The organism is Sphingomonas oryzagri (assembly GCF_029906645.1).
In the GTDB taxonomy this organism is placed as follows: Bacteria; Pseudomonadota; Alphaproteobacteria; order Sphingomonadales; family Sphingomonadaceae; genus Solisphingomonas; species Solisphingomonas oryzagri.
In genome coordinates, this window is sequence record NZ_JARYGZ010000001.1 from 1,337,056 (window position 1) to 1,355,105 (window position 18,050).

Genomic DNA, 18,050 nt, shown 5'->3' on the forward strand with positions numbered 1-18,050 from the left:
CGACGAAATCAGGAACGGGGAATATCCTCGGGCCTGTCGATATCGATGAGGTGCTGCGGATCGGTGAGTACGATTTCGGCCCGGTCCAGTAGATCCCGCGCACCGCGATCGCCGGTGAGGTCTTGCAACGCGTCGAACCAGCGCGAACCGAACAGCGCCGGCGGCGACCGCTGCCTTCCATCACCCGATGCGATCCGCGCATCGCTTCCCCGGCAAGCGGCCAAAAGCCGGCCGAGGTGATCGACGGGAATGTATGGCATGTCGGCCAGCGCGATCATCACCGCTTCCGCGCCGGCCTGCCGAACCCGGTTCATTCCCAGCCCGATGGAACGGGCCATCCCCTCCTCCGGCCGATCGTTCTCGACCAGGTCGAAGCCGGGCCAATCCGGCCTGCCAGGCCGGGTAACGACGATATGCGCAGTGAAAGGAAGTTGAAGCAGCGTGCGCGCCGCATGTTGCCCAAGCGGCACCCCTCGCAGTGGAGCGCTGAGCTTGTCCGCCCCGAAGCGGGTCGACCGCCCCGCCGCCAGCAGCAGGGCCGCGATCTTCACCCGCGTTCGCGCCCCAGCGCCGCGACCATGCCGGCCGCGACCGACAGCGCGATTTCCGCCGCCCCGATTGCGCCTATATTGATTCCGGCCGGTCCATCGATGCGCGCAAGGTCGCCTTCTCCGATCCCCGCCGCTGCCAACCGCTCCAACCGCGCGGCGTGACTGCGCCGCGAGCCGAGGGCCGCGACATAACCGGTCGGGTGGGCCAGCGCCGCAATCAGCGCGGGATCGTCGATCTTGGGATCATGGCTCAGCGTGACGACGGCGCTGGCCTTGTCCGGTCGCCCCGCAGCAATCGCCTCGTCCGGCCAACGATCGTCCAGATCCATGCCCGGAAAGCGCTCGTCCGTGAGGAAGCGGCCGCGCGGATCAACGATGATCGGCCGCACGCCAAGCGTCCGCGCGATTCCTGCGAGGCTCTGCGCAATCTGCACCGCGCCGACGATGAACAGCCGTCGGGGGGGCAGGTAGTGGTTTGCGAAAGCATCGCCCCCATCCGCGCGGGCCAAGAAACTGAGACCGCTGTCGAGATCGGTGGCGATCTGGACGATCTGCCCGTCGCCCCGCCCCTTGGCGATCACGTCGAACAATGCTGGCGGGAAACCGCGATCCGAAACCGGCTGCACCAGGACTTCGATATTGCCGCCACAGGGAAGCCCAACCTCCCAGGCCGACGCGTCCGATACGCCGTAGCGGCGCCGCTCTGTCTTTCCGCTGACGATGACCTGCTCGGCAAGCGCGATCACCTCGCCCTCGACACATCCGCCGGACACCGATCCCTCGAACCGGCCATCCACGTGGACCAGCATGTGGCTGCCTTTCGGCCTTGGCGCCGAACCCCAGGTCGATACGACGGTGGCGAGCGCCATCGGGGCGCCGCGCCACGCCTCGAAAGCGGAAAGGATTGTCTCGTGATCGTGCATGATGCGGATGCCGGCCGTCAGACCATGTGCGGCAAGCGATCCAGATGCTTATCGAGCGTGATCGGATAGTCGCGCACGCGCACGCCCGTCGCATTGTAGACCGCGTTCGCCACCGCCGCGCCGACGCCGCAAAGCCCCAGCTCACCCACGCCCTTGGCCTTCATCGGCGACGAGATCGGATCTTCCTCATCCAGAAAGATCACGTCCTGATGCGGGATGTCGGCATGGACCGGCACCTCGTAGCCGGCGAGATCATGATTGACGAAGAAACCGAAGCGCTTGTCGACCGCCAGTTCCTCCATCAGCGCGGCGCCGACGCCCATCGTCATCGCGCCGATCACCTGGCTGCGCGCCGCCTTGGGATTGAGGATACGGCCCGCCGCGCAAACCGCGAGCATACGGCGCACGCGGATTTCGCCGGTCGCGGAATCCACTGCCGCCTCGACGAAATGCGCGGCAAAGGTCGATTGCTGGTAGCGTTTGTCGAGGTCGCCATATTCGATATGGTCCTCGGCAATGAGGTCGCCGGACTTTGCCGCGTCTCCCAGCGCGATGGCACGCCCGCCCGAGCGTACCCGACCATCGACGAAATCGATCGCCTCGGCATTGAGGCCCAGCGATTGCGCGACCATGCCGCGCAGCTTCATGCAGGCGGCATACACCCCGGAGGTGGAATTGTTGGCACCCCACTGGCCACCCGATCCGGCGGAGGCGGGAAAGGCGGAATCGCCAAGTGTCACCGTCACCGCCTCCAGCGGCACGCCCATCGTCTCGGCCGCCGTCTGGGCCAGGATCGTATAGGTGCCGGTACCGATGTCGGTCATGTCGGTTTCGACCGTCAGCCGACCCCGGCCGTCGAGGCGGACGCGCGCCGCTGACTTCATGAGCAGGTTGTTGCGGATGCCGGCCGCGACGCCCATGCCGACCAGCCAGCGGCCATCGCGCACACTTCCCGGCTGGGCCACGCGCTTGTCCCAGCCGAACTTGTCGGCGCCGAGCTTGAGGCACTCGACGAGCTGGCGCTGCGAGAATTTGCGTTCGGGCTTCTCCGGATCGACCTGCGTGTCGTTGAGGATGCGGAATTTCACCGGGTCGATCCCCAGTTTCTCCGCCATCTCGTCCATCGCGATCTCGAGCGCCATCAGCCCCGGCGCCTCGCCTGGCGCGCGCATGGCATTGCCTTCGGGCAGATCGAGGACCGCCAGCCGCGTGGCCGTCATCCGGTTCGCACCGGCATAGAGCAATCGCGTCTGGTTGACCGCCGTCTCGGGGCCGCCATCGGGCAGATCGCCCGACCAGCCCTCGTGACCGATCGCGACGAGTTTGCCGTCATGGCCCGCGCCGAGGCGGATGCGCTGGATGGTCGCGGGGCGGTGGGTGGTGTTGTTGGCGATCAGCGGACGCTGAAGCGCAACCTTGACCGGCCGCCCCGCCGCCTTCGCGCCCAGCGCCGCGAGGATCGCATCGGCCCGCACGAACAGCTTTCCGCCGAAGCCGCCACCGATATAGGGCGAGACGAGCCGCACCTTCTCGGGCGGGATACCGAGTGTCTTGGCGACATCGCCCTTGCTCCAGGCGATCATCTGGTTGGATGTGTAGAGCGTCAGGCTGTCCCCATCCCATTCCGCGATCGAGGCGTGCGGCTCCATCATCGAATGGCTCTGGTCCGGCGTCGTATAACTCTCGTCGATCCGCACGGGCGCCGATGCGAAGGCCCCCGCGAAATCGCCGACCGCCGTATCGGACTTGCCGCTGAAAGCATTCTCGGCCGGCGGAGGAGCGCCATTCCTGGCTTTCGCGAGATCGAACCGGCCAGGCGCGCGCGCATAGTCTATTCGAACGAGGCCGGCGGCCGATCGCGCCTGCTCGAACGTGTCCGCCACCACCAGCGCGACCGCCTGATGATAATGATCGATGTCCGGGCCGCCGAGCAGCTTGGCGGTGTTGAACTGCCCCTTGCCCAGCTTGCCCGCATTATCGGCCGTGACGATCGCCCGCACACCCGGCGCGGCGCGCGCGGCAGCGAGGTCGATCGATGCAATGCGGCCCTTGGCGATCCCCGCGCCGACGATATAGCCGTAGGCCGGGTTCTTCACCGCGTCGTGCCGCTCATAGGCGTAATGCGCGCCACCCGTGGTCTTGAGCGGACCGTCCACCCGGTCGGTGGCCTTCCCGACGACTTTCAGGCGATCGATGGGATTCTTGCCTGCAGGGGTGTCGAATTTCATGGCTCAACCCCTCGCCTGTGCCATCACCGCGCCGATCGTGCGCTCGACGAGAGTGAGCTTGAACCCATTGTCCGGCGTCGACCTCGCGCCCGCCAGCAATCCGATGGCGACGGCCTTCGCGCCGCGCGGCATTTCCGCCTCGGCCGCCTCGACCCGCCACGGTTTCGGCGCGATCCCGCCTACGGCGACGCGCCCGCTCCCATCCTTGTGGATGACCGCTCCGATCGAGACGAGCGCGAAGGCGTAGGAGGCCCGGTCGCGAACCTTGTGGTAGATGTGCGTACCGCCGATCGGCCTGGGCAACGTCACGGCAGTGATCAGCTCGCCCTTTTCAAGCGTTGTCTCGACATGCGGGGTGCTGCCCGGAAGGCGATGAAGATCGGCGATCGGTATCGAGCGGGCCGATCCGTCCGGCTTCATTGTCTCGATCGTCGCGTCCAGCACGCGCATCGCGATCGCCATATCGCTCGGATGGGTGGCGATGCACGCCTCGCTGGTGCCGATCACCCCCAACGGCCGGCTGTAGCCGCCGATCGCCGCGCAACCGCTGCCCGGCTGGCGTTTATTGCAGGGCTGGTTGGTGTCGTAGAAATAGGGGCAACGCGTCCGCTGGAGGAGGTTGCCGGCCGTGGTCGCCTTGTTGCGCAACTGACCCGAGGCGCCCGCGACCAACGCGCGGGTGAGCAGGCCATAATCCCGCCGCACCCGCATATCGGCGGCAAGATCGGTGTTGCGAACCAGCGCCCCCACCCGCAGGCCGCCCTCCGGCGTCGGCTCGATCCTGTCGAACCCCAGCCCGTTGACGTCGATCAGGTGCCCCGGCGTCTCGACCTGTACCTTCATGAGATCGAGCAGATTGGTGCCGCCGGCGATGAATTTCGCCCCCGGCGTGCGCGCAGCCTTGGCCGCGGCGTCCTTCGCGGACGTCGCGCGCTCGTAGGTGAAGGGCTTCATGCCTCGCCTCCCGCCACTTCGGCCATGGCCTCCGCGATGTTGGAATAGGCGCCACAGCGGCAGATGTTACCGCTCATCCGCTCGCGCATCTCCATGTTGGTCGCGTGCATCGAGCCCGTGATGTCCTCGCTCACATGGCTTGGAATACCGGCCTTGATCTCGTCGAGCACGGCGACCGCCGAGCATATCTGGCCCGGCGTGCAATAACCGCACTGATAGCCGTCATGCTTGATGAAAGCAGCCTGCATGGGATGGAGCCTGTCCGGTGTCCCAAGCCCCTCGATCGTGGTGACCGCATCGCCTTCGTGCATCACCGCGAGCGTCAGGCAGCTGTTGATGCGTCGCCCATCAACGATGACCGTGCAGGCCCCGCACTGGCCGTGGTCGCACCCCTTCTTGGTGCCGGTCAGATGAAGATGCTCGCGCAGCGCGTCGAGCAGGGTCGTACGCGGATCGAGTTCGAGATCGTGCGGCTGCCCGTTGACGACCAGCTTCGTCGCCATCGTCTGAGCCGCGGCAGGAGGTCGCCCCGGACCGGGAGCCGCGACGGCGACGGATGGGATGGCCATCGTCGCAGCACTACCCGCCAGGACGCCACGTCGGGAGAAATCGAGCTCGCCGGTTTTAGGCATGGGACCACCGTTCGCCTGAAGAGGGCGCAGGATACGCTGTCGGGACATCATAGGCAAACGTCCAGCGACCCGAAACGGTCGCAACGTTCGCGAAAATACCGGGCTTATTGCTGGCGGTTGGTGTCCGCCGGTGCGGTGTCCTCGTCACTGCCGCCCGATCGATCGGTCCGCGCGGTCATGCCGGTCGCGTCGGCATCGTCGAGCACCTGCTGCTCGGCCGGCGTGGGCGGCAATGGCTTGGCCTTTTGCACGACCGGCTTGGGTGCCACCACGGGCGCCGGCTTCGGTTCGGGCTTGGGCGCGACCGGCTGGGGCGCTTCCTTCACCTGCTCTTGGGCGACAGGCTCCTGATGGCGGTTACAGCCAGCGAGCAGCAACCCGGCGCCGATGGCAATCGCGACGACCGAAGACTTCATGCGCATACCGTCCTTCATCGCGTCGCCACCATCTGCTTGGCGCGGTTGGCGCCTGCCTCGATGCGATCGGCAAGGACCGCATCCCATCCATAGGGATCGCCAAGGAAGCTCACCCGCCCGTCCGCGCTGGCATAGGCCGTCCAGTAGAACAGGAACACGGCGATCGGGTCGTCCAGCCGCGCGCGCACCGTGTCGCCCTTCTTGAGCGCGGCGTCGATCGCGTCCGGCGTCCACTGCTCGCTGCCCTGGAGCGCGAGCTTGGCGAGATCGACCGGATGCGCGAGCCGCACGCAGCCATGGCTTGCGAGCCGGCTGTAACGATCGAACGTGCCCTGCGTCGGCGTGTCGTGCAGGTAGACGCCGTACGGATTGTCGAAATCGAATTTCACCTTGCCCAGCGCGCTCTTCTTGGGGCTTTGCTGGAGCCGCGCGGTCGGGCCGGTGCCGATCACCTTGAAGCCGTGTGCGGCGAGATAGCCCTTGTGCGCGCGTTCCTTGGGCCACAGCTCCTTGGTCGCGATCGAGTTGGGCACGTTCCAGGGCGGATTGAACACGATGCTGTGGATTTCGGAGGACAGCATCGGCGTCTCGTCGCCCGGCCGCCCCGTCACCGCCCGCATCGAGGTGACCGGCTTGTCCGCGTCGAACACTGTGAGCACGGCGGCGGCGATGTTCACCTGTACGCGATGCTGGGGCAGCTCCGCCGGCAGCCAGCGCCAGCGCTCCATATTCGCCTCGATCTGGCGGACGCGATCGTGCGCGGGCACATTGAGCGCGGCGAGCGTGTCCTTGCCGACGATCCCGTTCGGCTCCAGCCCATAGCGCTTCTGCGCACGCTGGACTGCGGCTGCAAGAGCGTCGTCCAGCTTGTCGCCGGTCTTGGACACGGTGCTATCCTCGATCGCCAGCCGCTCCCGCAGTGCCGTGACGCGATCCCCGGTCGCACCGAGGCCGAGCGACGGCCCTTCCGGCACCAGTGGCCATCCGCCGGCCTTGTCGATCGCGCGATAGGTGGCGAGCGCCTTCTTGAGCGTATCGTAGCCGGCATAGGGCGGCGGCAGCGAGGCGAACCACGCCTCCAGCCTGTCCTGCGCGACCGCGTCCGTGAAGGCCGGCCAGGGGTCATAGGCGGCCGGGCGGAGGCCCCAATTGTTCTGGAAATCGCCGAGCGCCAGTCGGCCGCTGTGCAGCGCCTTGGCGTAATCGAGCGCGGCGGTGATCAGTGCATTGTCGTCCTGACGATCCGGTGCCGCGCTGCTCGTCTCCGACGGCGCGATACCGTTGGCGGCGGCGGTATCGAGGAAGGCACGCAGCTGCGAACGCTGTTCGTCGGAAAGCTGGGGCAACACGCGCGGCGGCACGATCACCGGCGGCTGTGGCGCGACCGGAACCGACGGCGCGGGCTGGACCATAGGCGTCGCCTGCGGGGCCTGCGCCGCCACGAGGGCGGGCGCGGGAAGCGCGATCAGAACGCGTCGGAAAAGGCCACGTTTCACAGAAAAAAGACTCCAGACATTCGCCCTAGCTAGACGCCCCCGTCGCCGCTCGTCAAAAGGCTTTTCTTCCCGTCTGCGCGCTCGCACGACTGGACCGCACAAGGTCAAGCATCGTAGCGTCCTCTGCAATCAAGCGGGCTTGAGCCGGCGGTCATGATCATCGGGTGGGGATGAACGACGTGGCATCGAAACAGGCGAACGTGCTGTCGGATCGGCAGGCCTTGTGGGCATTCATATTGGGATGCGTCGCAGTGACGGTGGGCGTGCTCGCCCACGCGCCGATGTTCCTGATGGCGCGTGCCATGCACTACCGGCTGGCCGGGATGCCGATGGGGATGGGCATGATGGCGGGCATGGCGCTGATCGTGATCGGCGTCGCGGTCGCGGGCTACGGCCTTCTCCCCCGCAACGTCGCCGCGCAACGGGCCGCCGCCGCCCGGATCGCGATCGCCGCGCCGGAGGACGCGCCGCTCGGCTGGGCACACTGGCGGCTGATGATAGTCCTCACCGTCGCACTGATCATCGACACGATGAAACCCGCCTCGCTCGGCTTCACCATCACGGGCATGGTCGGCGAGTATCAAGTGCCCAAGGCGACCGTCAGCCTGGTGCCGTTCGTCGCCCTGCTCGGCACCGTCACCGGCTCCTTCCTGTGGGGCGTGATCGCCGACATCTACGGCCGCAAGGCCTCGATCCTGCTATCGGCGGTGATGTTCGTCGGCACCTCGATCTGCGGTGCGATGCCCAGCCTCGCCTGGAACGCCGGCATGTGCTTCATGATGGGGCTGGCGGCCGGCGGAATGCTGCCGGTCACCTACGCGCTGCTCGCCGAGATGATGCCGAACCGGCATCGCGGCTGGGCGCTGGTGACGGTCGGCGGCCTCGGTGCGGTGGGGGGCTATTTCGTGGCGAGCGGCACGTCCGCCCTGCTTCAGCCGGTGTTCGGCTGGCGTGTGCTGTGGCTGATCAATTTGCCGACCGGGCTGATCCTCGTCTTCCTCGGCGCGCTGATCCCCGAATCCGCCAAGTTCCTTTTGGCGCGTGGCCGCGCGCAGGAGGCCGAGCAGGTGATGAAGCTGTTCGGATCACATGCGGAGACGGTAACGCGCGAACGGGCCGCCGTCGCGCGGCAGGGCTATGCCGCGCTGACCGGGGTCAGGCTGATCGCCAAGATCACGGCGCTCAGCATCTGCGCGCTCGCCTGGGGACTGATCAACTTCGGGCTGCTGCTGTGGTTGCCCGCCGATCTGGTCAGCAAGGGCTATTCGATCGGCGTTTCGAGCCGGCTGCTGGCGGAATCCGCGCTGATCGCCTGCCCCACCGTGGCGGTCGCCGCATTGCTCTACAGCCGGTGGAGCAGCAAATGGGCGCTCGTCACCATGACCTGCGTGACGCTGGCGGGGTTGGCCCTGATACTCCGCCTCGAAGCCTCGGGCGTGGGCAATCCGGTGCTGCCCGTCGCGTTGCTGATCGTCGGTACCAACGGCATCATCGCGATCCTGCTGCCCTATGCGGCCGAGAGCGTGCCGCTCGGCGTACGCGGCCGGGCGACGGGATGGGTGGCGGCCTGCACCAAGGCGGGGGGCCTGATCGCGCAGGCGCTCAGCATCTCCGCCGCCGTTCCACCGATGAGGACGGTCGCGGCGGCGGTGATGGTGCCGACCGCCCTCTCGATCATCCTCGTCGCACTGTTCGGCCGGGAGACGCGGGGACGGGATCTGCGCGATCTCGAATGACCATCACGCCGATCGGGGCGCGGAGGTCGATGCGCGGGGGATCAGCGCAGCCTCGATCGTCGTGGTCGCACCGGGGTGCGCTTTGCCCCGCCGCTCGGCAATGATGAGTTCGACCGCGCGCGAGAACACCGCCGCGATCGGCTGGCAGATCGCGGTCAGCGGCGGATGGGCGAAACGCACGATCGGCGTATCGTCGAAGCTGACCAGCGAGAGTTGCTCGGGCACCCTGACGCCGCGCTCCCGGCACAGTTCCAGCGTCGCCAGCGCCATCTGATCGTTGCTGGCGATGATCGCGGTCGGCGGCGAGGCGCTGTCGAGCAATTCCGCCGCCGCGACCTTGCCCGAAGCGAAGGAAAAATCCCCGGTCGCGAGCAGCCCGTCCGTCTTCGCACCGCCTTCGGCCATGGCCGCCCGCCACCCCTCGACACGCCAGCCGCTGACCTCATAGCTGTCCGGCCCCGCAATCAAACCGATGCGGCGGTGCCCAAGATCGAGCAGGTGGCGGGTCGCCAGACGTGCGGCGCCCTCATCTCCCATCGTGAGCGTGAAGCCCGGCCCGTCCATGCGCGAGCCGATCCGCGCGAAACTGATCCCCCAGTCGCGCAGCAGATCGAGGATCACCGGATTGTGCGAGTGCGGCGGGGTCAACACCACGCCGTCCGGCTGCACCGCCGCGATCGTCGCGGAAAGCTCGCGCTCGATATGGTCGCTGTGCGTGTCGATCAGCTCGATCAGGAAGCGATAGCCATGCTCGGCGCAGGTGAGCATCCCGCCGAGCAGCATCTGGTCCACCCAGTCCGTGCCCTCTTGGTCCCGCCAGTCGGCGATGGTGCGGTCGCGGTCGTTGAGCGCGAGGATCAGGTGCGACTTCGATCCCCCCATCAGCCGCGCGGCGATCGAGGGGACATAGCCCAGTTTCTCGATCGAGGCCTGCACCCGCTCCATCGTCTCGGGGCGGACGTTGGGATCGCGATTGATGACGCGGCTCACCGTCTGATGCGAGACCCCCGCATCGGCCGCGACATGCCGGATGGTGATCGCCTGGCGCGTGCGGGCCATCCGGATCAGGCGGCCCTGGCGGGATCGGCGCCGCAGTAACGCGCGATATAGGCGGCATGTTCGGGCAGTCCCGCCACGGTGCGCGACACCTGCTCGCGCAGGGTGCCGAGCAGGCCCGCCAGTTCGTCGTCGCGCAGCTTGCCGGCGATCGGATGCCAGGTGCGGGGCGTGATCCCCTGCCCCATCATTACCTGCACCCAGCTATTCTCGGCGAACAGTTCCTCGTTCCTGCGGAATACGCGGCCGGTCTCGCGGAACAGCTCGATCTTCTGGGCGAGCGTGTCGGGGATCGCCATCGTTGCGCACTGGCGCCAGAACGGGCTGTCGCGCCGCTCGGTCGCCTTGTAGTGGAGGATCAGGAAGTCGCGGATCTGGATCATGTCCTGATCCTGCTGATCGTTGAACTCGGCGACGTCGCGCGCGCTGATCTCACCCGCCGGCATCATCCGGATCAGCCGCAGGATGGCCCGCTGGATCAGGTGGATGCTGGTCGATTCCAGCGGCTCCATGAAGCCGCCCGAAAGCCCGATGGCGATGCAGTTGCGATACCATTGCCGGCGCCGCGATCCGGTGACGAAGCGCAGGTGGTTGGGCTCGGTGAGCACCTGCCCCTCGACATTGCCGAACAGCCGCTCCAGCGCCTTTTCACGGCTCAGATAGCGGCTGCAGAAGACGATGCCGTTGCCGGTGCGGTGCTGCAGCGGGATGCGCCATTGCCAGCCCGCGTCGTGCGCCATGGCACGCGTGTAGGGCACGGGCGGGCGGACATTCTCGGTCTGCACCGCGATCGCGGAATCGCAGGGCAGCCAGTGGGTCCAGTCGTCGAAGCCCGCGTGGAGCGTCTGCTCGATCAGCAGCGCGCGGAAGCCGGTGCAATCGAGGAACAGGTCGCCCTCGATCCGGGTGCCGGACTCCAGCACCAGAGCGGCGATGTCGCCGGTCTCGCCATCGAGATCGACCTGCGCGATCTTGCCCTCGACGCGCTTCGCGCCGTCCTTCTCCGCCATCTGCCGCAGAAAACGCGCGTAGAGAGAGGAATCGAGCTGGTAGGCGTAGTTCATGCGATCATCGGGCAGGTGTGCGAACTTGCCCTGCAGCGCGGCGACCAGTTCCAGGCAATAATCGTCGTAGGATTGGGTGTGGCCCTTCGACAGCCCGTGCAGCCAGAAATGCTGGAAACCGGCGGACCAGTGATCCTTCCCTGTCGATCCGAAACTGTGGAAGTAGCGGTCGCCACCGTCCTTCCACCCATCGAACAGAATACCGAGTTTGAAGGTCGCCTGCGTAGCCCGCATGAAATCCGCCTCGGCAATGCCGAGCAGGCGGTTGTAGTTGACCAGCGGCGGGATGGTGGACTCGCCCACGCCGATCGTGCCGATCTGCTCGGACTCCACCAGTGTCAGGTCCACCGTCGCCCCCATCGTCCGGGCGATGGCAGCGGCGGCCATCCAGCCGGCGGTGCCGCCGCCCGCAATCACGATCTTGCGTGGGCGCATGGAATCTCCGTTCATCGGCTCAGCTGTCTCAAGAGGAAGGCGCGCAGGCGGCCCGCGCTTTCGGCGGTCAAGGGATCGAGCACCGAGCGACCGCCTTCGGGAATGTGGGCGACAACATCGTCGCCGTTGCCGAACACGTAGTGATCGAACAGTTCGCGCCAGTGTTGCTTCTCGTCGTCGGGCAGATCGCGGATCGCCATGATCGCGTGGTTGAGCGCGTCCTGCGGCTGGCCCATCCAGCGCGGCGTCTCGCGCCACCAGTAATTGAGCAGGATGTTGAACTGCTCCAACCCCTCGACATGGTGCCACCACATCGAGGGAATGTAGAGCGCATCGCCCGGCTCCAGCTCTGCGACCAACGCGTGGTCGAGCGCCTCGCGGAAGCGGGGGTGCGCTACGAAATCGGGATCGTGGAAATCGACCATGCTGATGGCGCGCCCGGCCGGCGTGTTGTCGATCGGACCGAGATAGAGGTTGCGGAACTGTTCGCGTGGGAAGAGCGTGAAACGGCGCCGCCCCGCCGCCACGCAGGCGAGATTGTGCGGAAAGTCGTTGTGCGCAGCGATCCGCGTCCGCGTGCCGATCCAGATGCTCGCCAGCGCCGAGCGATCGCCGAGGTCGACATGGTTCGCCTCGTGCAGCCCGGTGAAGAAATCGCGCACATTGATCGAAGCGAGGTAGATGGGCGGTGCTTCCGCCATCGTCTCGGCACGGTCGACATGTGCGAAGATTTCGGGGAGCTTACCGCGGAAAGTCTGGAAGTTCATGCCCATCGCCGCGTCGTAAAACATGCGGCCGTCATTGCCCTCGGTGCCGACCGAGACGGTGAACGGCACAGGCTTGTGATGCTGCAACAGATAATCGCGCGCTGCCTTGCCAGATCGCTTGGCCGCAGCGACCAGCGGCCAGTCTGCGACCAGCCCGCGCACCACGAAGGGCCGCTCCGCCGCGCGCAACGTGCGATCGAGATCGGCCGCGTCGGCGACCGCGATCTCGGGCACCGCAGGGAGCGCGCGCAGCAGGCCGGGATCGGCCTCAGCCATGGCGGAGGCGCCAGTTCTTGCGCGCGATCAGCTTCGCGAAATTGCCGATCGAGGCGACCGCCATGAAAATGGGGAGCAGGTAGCCGCTCAGGTGAAGCTCACCCAGCGCATCGGCATCGAGCGAACGCAGCCGGTCCTCGTCGATCGTGTGGAAGCCGACGAGGCGGTTGGCCGATCCGTCGTCGAGCGTGATGTCCAGCGTCAGCGGCTCGAGCAGTTCGTGGCGACGCAGCGCCTCGAAGAAACCGGCATAGTCCTGGTAGCCCGCGTCCAGTTCGCAGAGCTGGGCCGAGACGCGCTCCAGATACGGCGTCGCGCGCCCGTCCTGATCGAAGACCCGCACGCCCTCCCCGTCGCGATCGATGCGCGGGCTCGCCATGTCGATATGAACCTGCTTGGCTTCGAAGCCATCGCGGCGCCCGCCGATCAGGAAGGGCTGGATGTCGACCGAGAGCGGCCGATAGCCGGCATCCCAATGCCCGTTCGAGACGAACAGATTCTCACCCGCCTCGAAGCCGAACAAGGCGACCGCCGTGAATTTGTCGCGATCCAGGTCGAGGCGGAACAGGATAGGGTAATCGAGCTGCAGCTTGCGGAATTCGGACGGCACCGCGAGCGCCATCATCATGTCGTCGCCAAGTTCCGCCGCGCGATCGGTACGGATGCGAAGGTCGCGATGGGTGTCGGCGGTGAGGATCGCGTGGCTGGACATCAGGAGGCATGTTCCTTGAGATCGACCACGCCCGCGTCACGACGCAGTGCGGCCAGATAGGCGCGGTTGGTGGGAAGGCTGGCGACGAGCGATCGCCCGCGCTGCTCGACCTGGCGCAGCATCGCGGTGGTATGCTGCAGCGTGCCGATGCGGATCGCCCCCGGCTCGGGCGGCGCGAAACCCATGCCGTACAGCACATATTGGTGGCTGGCCGCCGGAAACACCTCCTCGATCGCGGGGAAGTCCCGGTTCGAAGGCGGCTGGTGCTTCCACAGCCGCAGTAGATCGACGAGACGCTGCGGAACCGAAGCCGGATCGCGATGCGCGCGCCAGTAAGGCTCCTCGCGGCGGCTGAGCAGATAGTGAAGTTTCAGGAACTCAACGATCCGATCCCAGCGATAGCGGAACAGCGCATTGAAGCGATCGGCATGGATATCCATCACGTCGCGCGACGCCGGGAAGTTGTCGAGCAGCGCGTTGAGCGACAGCTCGATCAATACGATCGCCGAGGCTTCCAGCGGTTCGAGGAAGCCGGCGGACAGGCCGATGGCGAGGCAATTGCGCTCCCAGAAGCGCTCCCGATGGCCGGACCGGAACGCCAGGCGACGCGGGTTCAGATCATCGATCGAAACACCCGGCATCGCCCCGACGAGATAATCGGCGAGGATTCCCGCCGCGTCATCGTCGCTGGCATATGCCGAGGAATAGACGCAACCGATGCCGCGGCGGGTCGGCAAACCGATATCCCAAAGCCAGCCCGCCCGGTGAGCGGTCGCGATCGTCTGCGAAGCTATCGGCGAGTCATCTGCGACAGGCACCTGCACCGCCAGCGCGCGGTCGTTGAACAGCACATCGCTGCGATCAAGAAAGGGCACGCCATATTCGCCAGCGATGAGCAGCGCGGTGTGACCGCTGCAATCGAGGAACAGATCGCCGGTGATCTCCCCCGATCCGCGGGTACGGACGGCGGCTATGTCTCCGTCTTCCACGCGATCGACGCCGACGACATGGTCGCGCACCAGCCGCACGCCGAGCTTCTCGGTGGCATGTCGGGTGAGCAGCGCCGCGAGCTTCCCGGCGTCGAGATGATAAGCGTAGTTCAAAGCGCCGGCATAATCCGGCATCGCCCGCTGGCGCGGCGCCAGATCCGCCGCGCAGACATTTGACTGCGTGGCGACCGTCGCCGCGAAGGATCGATCGCCCGACAGACGCCAACCTTCCACGATCGCGGCCGGTTCGCCTTCGATCGGCGGTACGAATGGGTGATCATAGCTCTCGTCCCCGCCGGCCACCCAGCCGTCGAAGCGCGAGCCCTGCTTGAACGAACCGTCGCAAGCGAGGAGGAATTCCGCCTCGGATATGCCGATCCGCTCCAGCGTCCGGCGCATCGTCGGCCACGTCCCCTCGCCGACGCCGATGGTGGGCACGTCGGGCGATTCCACCAGGGTGACGTGGATCGGATGCGCGGCATCGGCATCGGCGCGCGCGGCGATCAGGCAGGCAGCCAGCCACCCGGCCGTACCACCGCCGACGATCACGATCTCGGAAATGGGCCTGTTCACCGTCCTGTCCGTTCGTCTGTCCGAGCCATCCTGTCCGTGCCGTCTTGTGCGCCCCGAACAGGCAAAAGGCCACACCTTGCCGGGTGTGGCCTTTCTGTTACCGGATCGGGCCTTACGCTCAGAAGTTGATACGGACGCCGGCCGAGTAACGCGCCGATCCCGGCGACACATAGGTCACGTTCCGGCTCGAACGCTGATGCTGGCGCTGCGACGAGTTGGTCAGGTTGATACCCTCGAAGAACACGCTGAAGTTCTTGCGGAACTCCCAGCTCGCGCTGGCATCGAGCTGATTATAGGATTCGACGTAGGTCGGGTTCGGCCCGCCGCCGGCAAGGAACTTGGCACGCCAATCCCAAGCGATGCGCGCCTGGATACCATTCTTGTCGTAGAAGCCGACGACGTTGGCGGTATCCGACAGGCCGAGCAGCGCGAACTGGCTGACACTGGCGGGAAGCGCATTGTTATACTTCGCCGACCCATCCACCAGCGTATAGTTCAGGATGACACCGAAGCCGGTATCCCAGAAATTGTGCTGGAGGCCGAATTCCCATCCGTGGATCGTCGCCTTCTGGTCGCTGTTGTACGGTTGCGAGATCTGGAAATCGAGCGCGTTGTCTTCGGGCAGACCGAAAATGTCACCCAGATAATTGCCCGCCGCATCGCGCCCGGTGATGTTCACCGAGTCCGGATAGTGGGTGAAGATGTAGTTCCGTATATCCGTGGTGTTGGCGTTGGCGCCGAGCGCGGCGATGGCGGCCTGGTAGCGCGGGCCGTCGGCCGGGTTGGTCAAACCGAACGCCGGGGTATCGACGCGGGTCTGGCCGATGAAGTTGCTCACCTTCTTGTGGAAATAGGCGATCGAAAGGTAGCTCGTCGGTGTGTAATACCACTCCGCCGACAAATCGATATTCTTCGACTTGTACGGCAGCAGGCCCGGATTGCCCTGCGAGCCCGTGCCGTTGGCGATGCGGAACAGCTGATCCACCGTCTGGCCGCCCTGCAGGCTGTTATAATCGGCACGTGCGATCGTGTGGCTGTACGAAGCACGCAGTTTCACATTCCGGATCGGCTGGAAGTCGAAATCGACCGCCGGCAGCCAGTTGTGATACTTGCCCTTCAGCGTGGTGAAGGCGCTGTCACCCGAATAGATGACGTCGAATTCGTTGGCCGACACCCACCGGGTGCCGTTCGGCACCGGCACGAGCGCCGATGAGTCGATCGTCGTCTTTTCATAACGCAGGCCGGCGAAGACATGCGCGGGGCGCCCGAACAGATTGAACTTGCTGTTGATCTGCAGGTATGGCGCGTAGGTCTTCTCGTCGAGGCGGCGATCGGCCGTATAAGGCAGCAGGCACTGCCCGTCGCCACCGCAGGTGCCGTACAGGCTGTCGATCAGCGCCACCATCTTCTTCACGTCGAACGTGTAGAATTGCTGGATCATGTTCGGGTCGTTCGCACCCGGCAGACCCGAAAAGCCCTTCGGCAGGTTGGTCAGGTGGAAAAGGTCGTCCGGAATATCGGACGCCGGGCCGGCGCCACCCCAGGTATCGTGCTGGTTGACGCTGTAGGCCGTACGAACCTTGTTATCGATGTAGGAGAAACCGAAATCGAGGCTCTCGATGAAGTCGAGCGCGCCGGTGCGGTTCTCGTAGTGACCGATGAACTGCCCCTGATTGATGCGATCCTTGAACAGGGAGTTGCGGAATGCATTGCCCGTCGGCGTGATCAGCGACGCATCGAGCGGATCGATACCCGGATACATCGAATAGGAGATGGTCGGCAGATAATGAGTGAAATCGATCGTCTGGTCCTCGATACCGAAGATCGCGGTGCCGACCGAGTTGCTGTTGCCCAAACCGTTGTGTGGCTTCGACTGCGCCGTCGAATGATGGCCGTCGAGCGTGATCGTCAGGCCATCGATCGGCGTCTTCCAGGCCAGATTGCCACCCAGCGACCGGTTGATGTTGCGAACCGAGGTGAGCGAACCCGAATAAGCAAGATCCTTCACTTCGTTGGCGTTGAAATGCTCCGAATAGAAATCGGGGCCGGAGACGGGACCGTCCGTCCATGCGCTCGTCGTATTGTTGTGGTTGAACCAGATGCCGACGCTCTGATCGAGGGTGGTCACCGTCTGCTGCGAGAAGGTGTAGTCGAGCGTCGCCGTCAGGTTGTCGGTCGGCCGCGCCTGGAGGACAGCCTGCCCGTTGATGCGCTCGCGCTTGAAATCGACCAGATCGTAGCCGCCATTCTGCGGCACCTGATAGACGTCGGTCGGCCCGGGATGGTTCGTGATGTTGCCGTAGCGCGGATCACCCGGCTGGGCGAGCGAGCCCCAGTTGTTCTCGTTGCCCAGATAACCGTCGCGCCAGCCGAAATTGGCCGAGTTCTGGCTACCCTTGCGAAGCTGATAGATACCGTTGACGAGAATGCCTATCCTGTCGTCCGCGAAGGTATCGCTGAAGATGCCCGACACTTCCGGCGTTACCGGATCCTTGCCGTTGCGCGAGGTGTCGAGGACGCCCTTCGCCGAAACGCTGCCGTGCAGGCCCGGCTTGTCGAACGGACGCGGCGAGCGGATGTTGATCGTGGCGCCGATACCGCCCGATTCCACCGTCGCGCGGCCGGACTTGTAGACCTCAAGCGCGGCCACGCCTTCCGACGCTAGGTTGCCGAAGTCGAAGGAGCGCGACGCGGGCGCACTGAGGCCATCGCCGATGAACGCGGTCGGCATCTGGCGGCCGTTGAGCGTGACGAGATTGTATTCCGGGCCGAAACCGCGGACGGTCACGAACTGGCCCTCACCATTGCTGCGCGAAATCGACACGCCGGTGATGCGCTGGAGCGATTCCGCGAGGTTCGTATCGGGGAACTTGCCGATGTCCTCGGCAGAGATCGCATCGACCACGCCCTGGGCGTTGCGCTTCAGGTCCGCCGATTTCTGCAGCGACGCGCGGATACCGGTGACGATGATCTCGTTGGCCGCTGCCGGATCGGCCGGGTTTGCCGCGCTCACCGCCAGATTGGCGGGCTGCTGCGGCGGAAGACCAGCCGGTGCGGACGTGTCCTGCGCCATGGCGATCTGCGGAATGCCCACCAGAGCCGCAGTCGATACGCCGATGACGAGATGCGAAAGCGAACGAGCCCTCAGGCTGCGCATAATCCCCCTCCTAGACCCTGCCCGACTTTGTGTCGCGCATCGTTGTGAACGTTCACTTCCGGATTCGGCCGACTCAAGTCAAGCC

At 65.8% G+C, this 18,050-nt stretch carries 14 protein-coding genes; 1 reads left to right on the forward strand and 13 read right to left on the reverse strand.

Going from position 1 to position 18,050, the window contains the following annotated elements; genetic code table 11:
- Positions 1-8 precede the first annotated feature (8 nt).
- The 7 genes from QGN17_RS06455 to QGN17_RS06485 all read right to left on the reverse strand — a co-directional run bounded on the left by QGN17_RS06455 (position 9) and on the right by QGN17_RS06485 (position 7,116).
- Entirely contained in the window at positions 9-551 is a 543-nt protein-coding gene (locus QGN17_RS06455; protein ID WP_281043676.1) for a nucleotidyltransferase family protein, read from the reverse strand.
- A complete protein-coding gene (locus QGN17_RS06460; RefSeq protein ID WP_281043677.1) occupies positions 548-1,474 on the reverse strand; it encodes an XdhC family protein in 927 nt (308 codons plus the stop codon). Before QGN17_RS06460 ends, QGN17_RS06455 begins: the two co-directional genes overlap by 4 nt.
- Before the next feature lie 17 nt (positions 1,475-1,491).
- Positions 1,492-3,702: an aldehyde oxidoreductase molybdenum-binding subunit PaoC gene (gene paoC, locus QGN17_RS06465; protein ID WP_281043678.1), complete on the reverse strand. Its 2,211-nt coding sequence runs from the start codon at positions 3,700-3,702 to the stop codon at positions 1,492-1,494.
- Positions 3,703-3,705: 3 nt separating this feature from the next.
- A complete protein-coding gene (locus tag QGN17_RS06470; protein ID WP_281043679.1) occupies positions 3,706-4,656 on the reverse strand; it encodes an FAD binding domain-containing protein in 951 nt (316 codons plus the stop codon).
- A complete protein-coding gene (paoA, locus tag QGN17_RS06475) occupies positions 4,653-5,288 on the reverse strand; it encodes an aldehyde dehydrogenase iron-sulfur subunit PaoA (RefSeq protein ID WP_281043680.1) in 636 nt (211 codons plus the stop codon). The genes QGN17_RS06470 and paoA overlap by 4 nt, the downstream gene beginning before the upstream one ends.
- 104 nt (positions 5,289-5,392) lie before the next feature.
- The gene (locus QGN17_RS06480) at positions 5,393-5,704 is read right to left on the reverse strand and encodes a hypothetical protein (RefSeq protein WP_281043681.1); all 312 of its coding nucleotides are present in this window, start codon (positions 5,702-5,704) and stop codon (positions 5,393-5,395) included.
- Between the two features lie 14 nt (positions 5,705-5,718).
- On the reverse strand, positions 5,719-7,116 hold the full coding sequence (locus QGN17_RS06485) for a L,D-transpeptidase family protein (protein ID WP_281043682.1): 1,398 nt from the start codon (positions 7,114-7,116) through the stop codon (positions 5,719-5,721).
- A gap of 254 nt (positions 7,117-7,370) precedes the next feature.
- On the opposite strand from QGN17_RS06485, the gene QGN17_RS06490 reads away from it, so the two are divergent.
- A complete protein-coding gene (locus tag QGN17_RS06490) occupies positions 7,371-8,936 on the forward strand; it encodes an MFS transporter (RefSeq protein ID WP_281043683.1) in 1,566 nt (521 codons plus the stop codon).
- 3 nt (positions 8,937-8,939) lie between these two features.
- Here QGN17_RS06490 and QGN17_RS06495 read toward each other — a convergent pair whose 3' ends face one another.
- The 6 genes from QGN17_RS06495 to QGN17_RS06520 all read right to left on the reverse strand — a co-directional run bounded on the left by QGN17_RS06495 (position 8,940) and on the right by QGN17_RS06520 (position 17,965).
- A complete protein-coding gene (locus QGN17_RS06495) occupies positions 8,940-9,995 on the reverse strand; it encodes a LacI family DNA-binding transcriptional regulator (RefSeq protein ID WP_281043684.1) in 1,056 nt (351 codons plus the stop codon).
- A gap of 5 nt (positions 9,996-10,000) precedes the next feature.
- Positions 10,001-11,491, reverse strand: coding sequence for a tryptophan halogenase family protein (locus tag QGN17_RS06500; RefSeq protein WP_390902636.1), 1,491 nt, complete (start codon positions 11,489-11,491; stop codon positions 10,001-10,003).
- Between the two features lie 11 nt (positions 11,492-11,502).
- A complete protein-coding gene (locus QGN17_RS06505) occupies positions 11,503-12,534 on the reverse strand; it encodes a cupin-like domain-containing protein (RefSeq protein WP_281043686.1) in 1,032 nt (343 codons plus the stop codon).
- Positions 12,527-13,246, reverse strand: coding sequence for a SapC family protein (locus QGN17_RS06510; RefSeq protein WP_281043687.1), 720 nt, complete (start codon positions 13,244-13,246; stop codon positions 12,527-12,529). The genes QGN17_RS06505 and QGN17_RS06510 overlap by 8 nt, the downstream gene beginning before the upstream one ends.
- The gene (locus tag QGN17_RS06515; protein ID WP_281043688.1) at positions 13,246-14,808 is read right to left on the reverse strand and encodes a tryptophan halogenase family protein; all 1,563 of its coding nucleotides are present in this window, start codon (positions 14,806-14,808) and stop codon (positions 13,246-13,248) included. Before QGN17_RS06515 ends, QGN17_RS06510 begins: the two co-directional genes overlap by 1 nt.
- A 118-nt stretch (positions 14,809-14,926) precedes the next feature.
- Positions 14,927-17,965, reverse strand: coding sequence for a TonB-dependent receptor (locus QGN17_RS06520; protein WP_281043689.1), 3,039 nt, complete (start codon positions 17,963-17,965; stop codon positions 14,927-14,929).
- Positions 17,966-18,050 lie beyond the last annotated feature (85 nt).

Coding starts and splice junctions, on each gene's coding strand:
- QGN17_RS06505 (WP_281043686.1), bottom strand. CDS start 12,534: ATGGCTGAGGCCGATCCCGGCCTGCTGCGCGCGCTCCCTGCGGTGCCC.
- QGN17_RS06490 (WP_281043683.1), top strand. CDS start 7,371: ATGAACGACGTGGCATCGAAACAGGCGAACGTGCTGTCGGATCGGCAG.
- QGN17_RS06480 (WP_281043681.1), bottom strand. CDS start 5,704: ATGAAGTCTTCGGTCGTCGCGATTGCCATCGGCGCCGGGTTGCTGCTC.
- QGN17_RS06495 (WP_281043684.1), bottom strand. CDS start 9,995: ATGGCCCGCACGCGCCAGGCGATCACCATCCGGCATGTCGCGGCCGAT.
- QGN17_RS06485 (WP_281043682.1), bottom strand. CDS start 7,116: ATGGTCCAGCCCGCGCCGTCGGTTCCGGTCGCGCCACAGCCGCCGGTG.
- QGN17_RS06520 (WP_281043689.1), bottom strand. CDS start 17,965: ATGCGCAGCCTGAGGGCTCGTTCGCTTTCGCATCTCGTCATCGGCGTA.
- paoC (WP_281043678.1), bottom strand. CDS start 3,702: ATGAAATTCGACACCCCTGCAGGCAAGAATCCCATCGATCGCCTGAAA.
- QGN17_RS06500 (WP_390902636.1), bottom strand. CDS start 11,491: ATGCGCCCACGCAAGATCGTGATTGCGGGCGGCGGCACCGCCGGCTGG.
- QGN17_RS06470 (WP_281043679.1), bottom strand. CDS start 4,656: ATGAAGCCCTTCACCTACGAGCGCGCGACGTCCGCGAAGGACGCCGCG.
- QGN17_RS06460 (WP_281043677.1), bottom strand. CDS start 1,474: ATGCACGATCACGAGACAATCCTTTCCGCTTTCGAGGCGTGGCGCGGC.
- QGN17_RS06510 (WP_281043687.1), bottom strand. CDS start 13,246: ATGTCCAGCCACGCGATCCTCACCGCCGACACCCATCGCGACCTTCGC.
- paoA (WP_281043680.1), bottom strand. CDS start 5,288: ATGCCTAAAACCGGCGAGCTCGATTTCTCCCGACGTGGCGTCCTGGCG.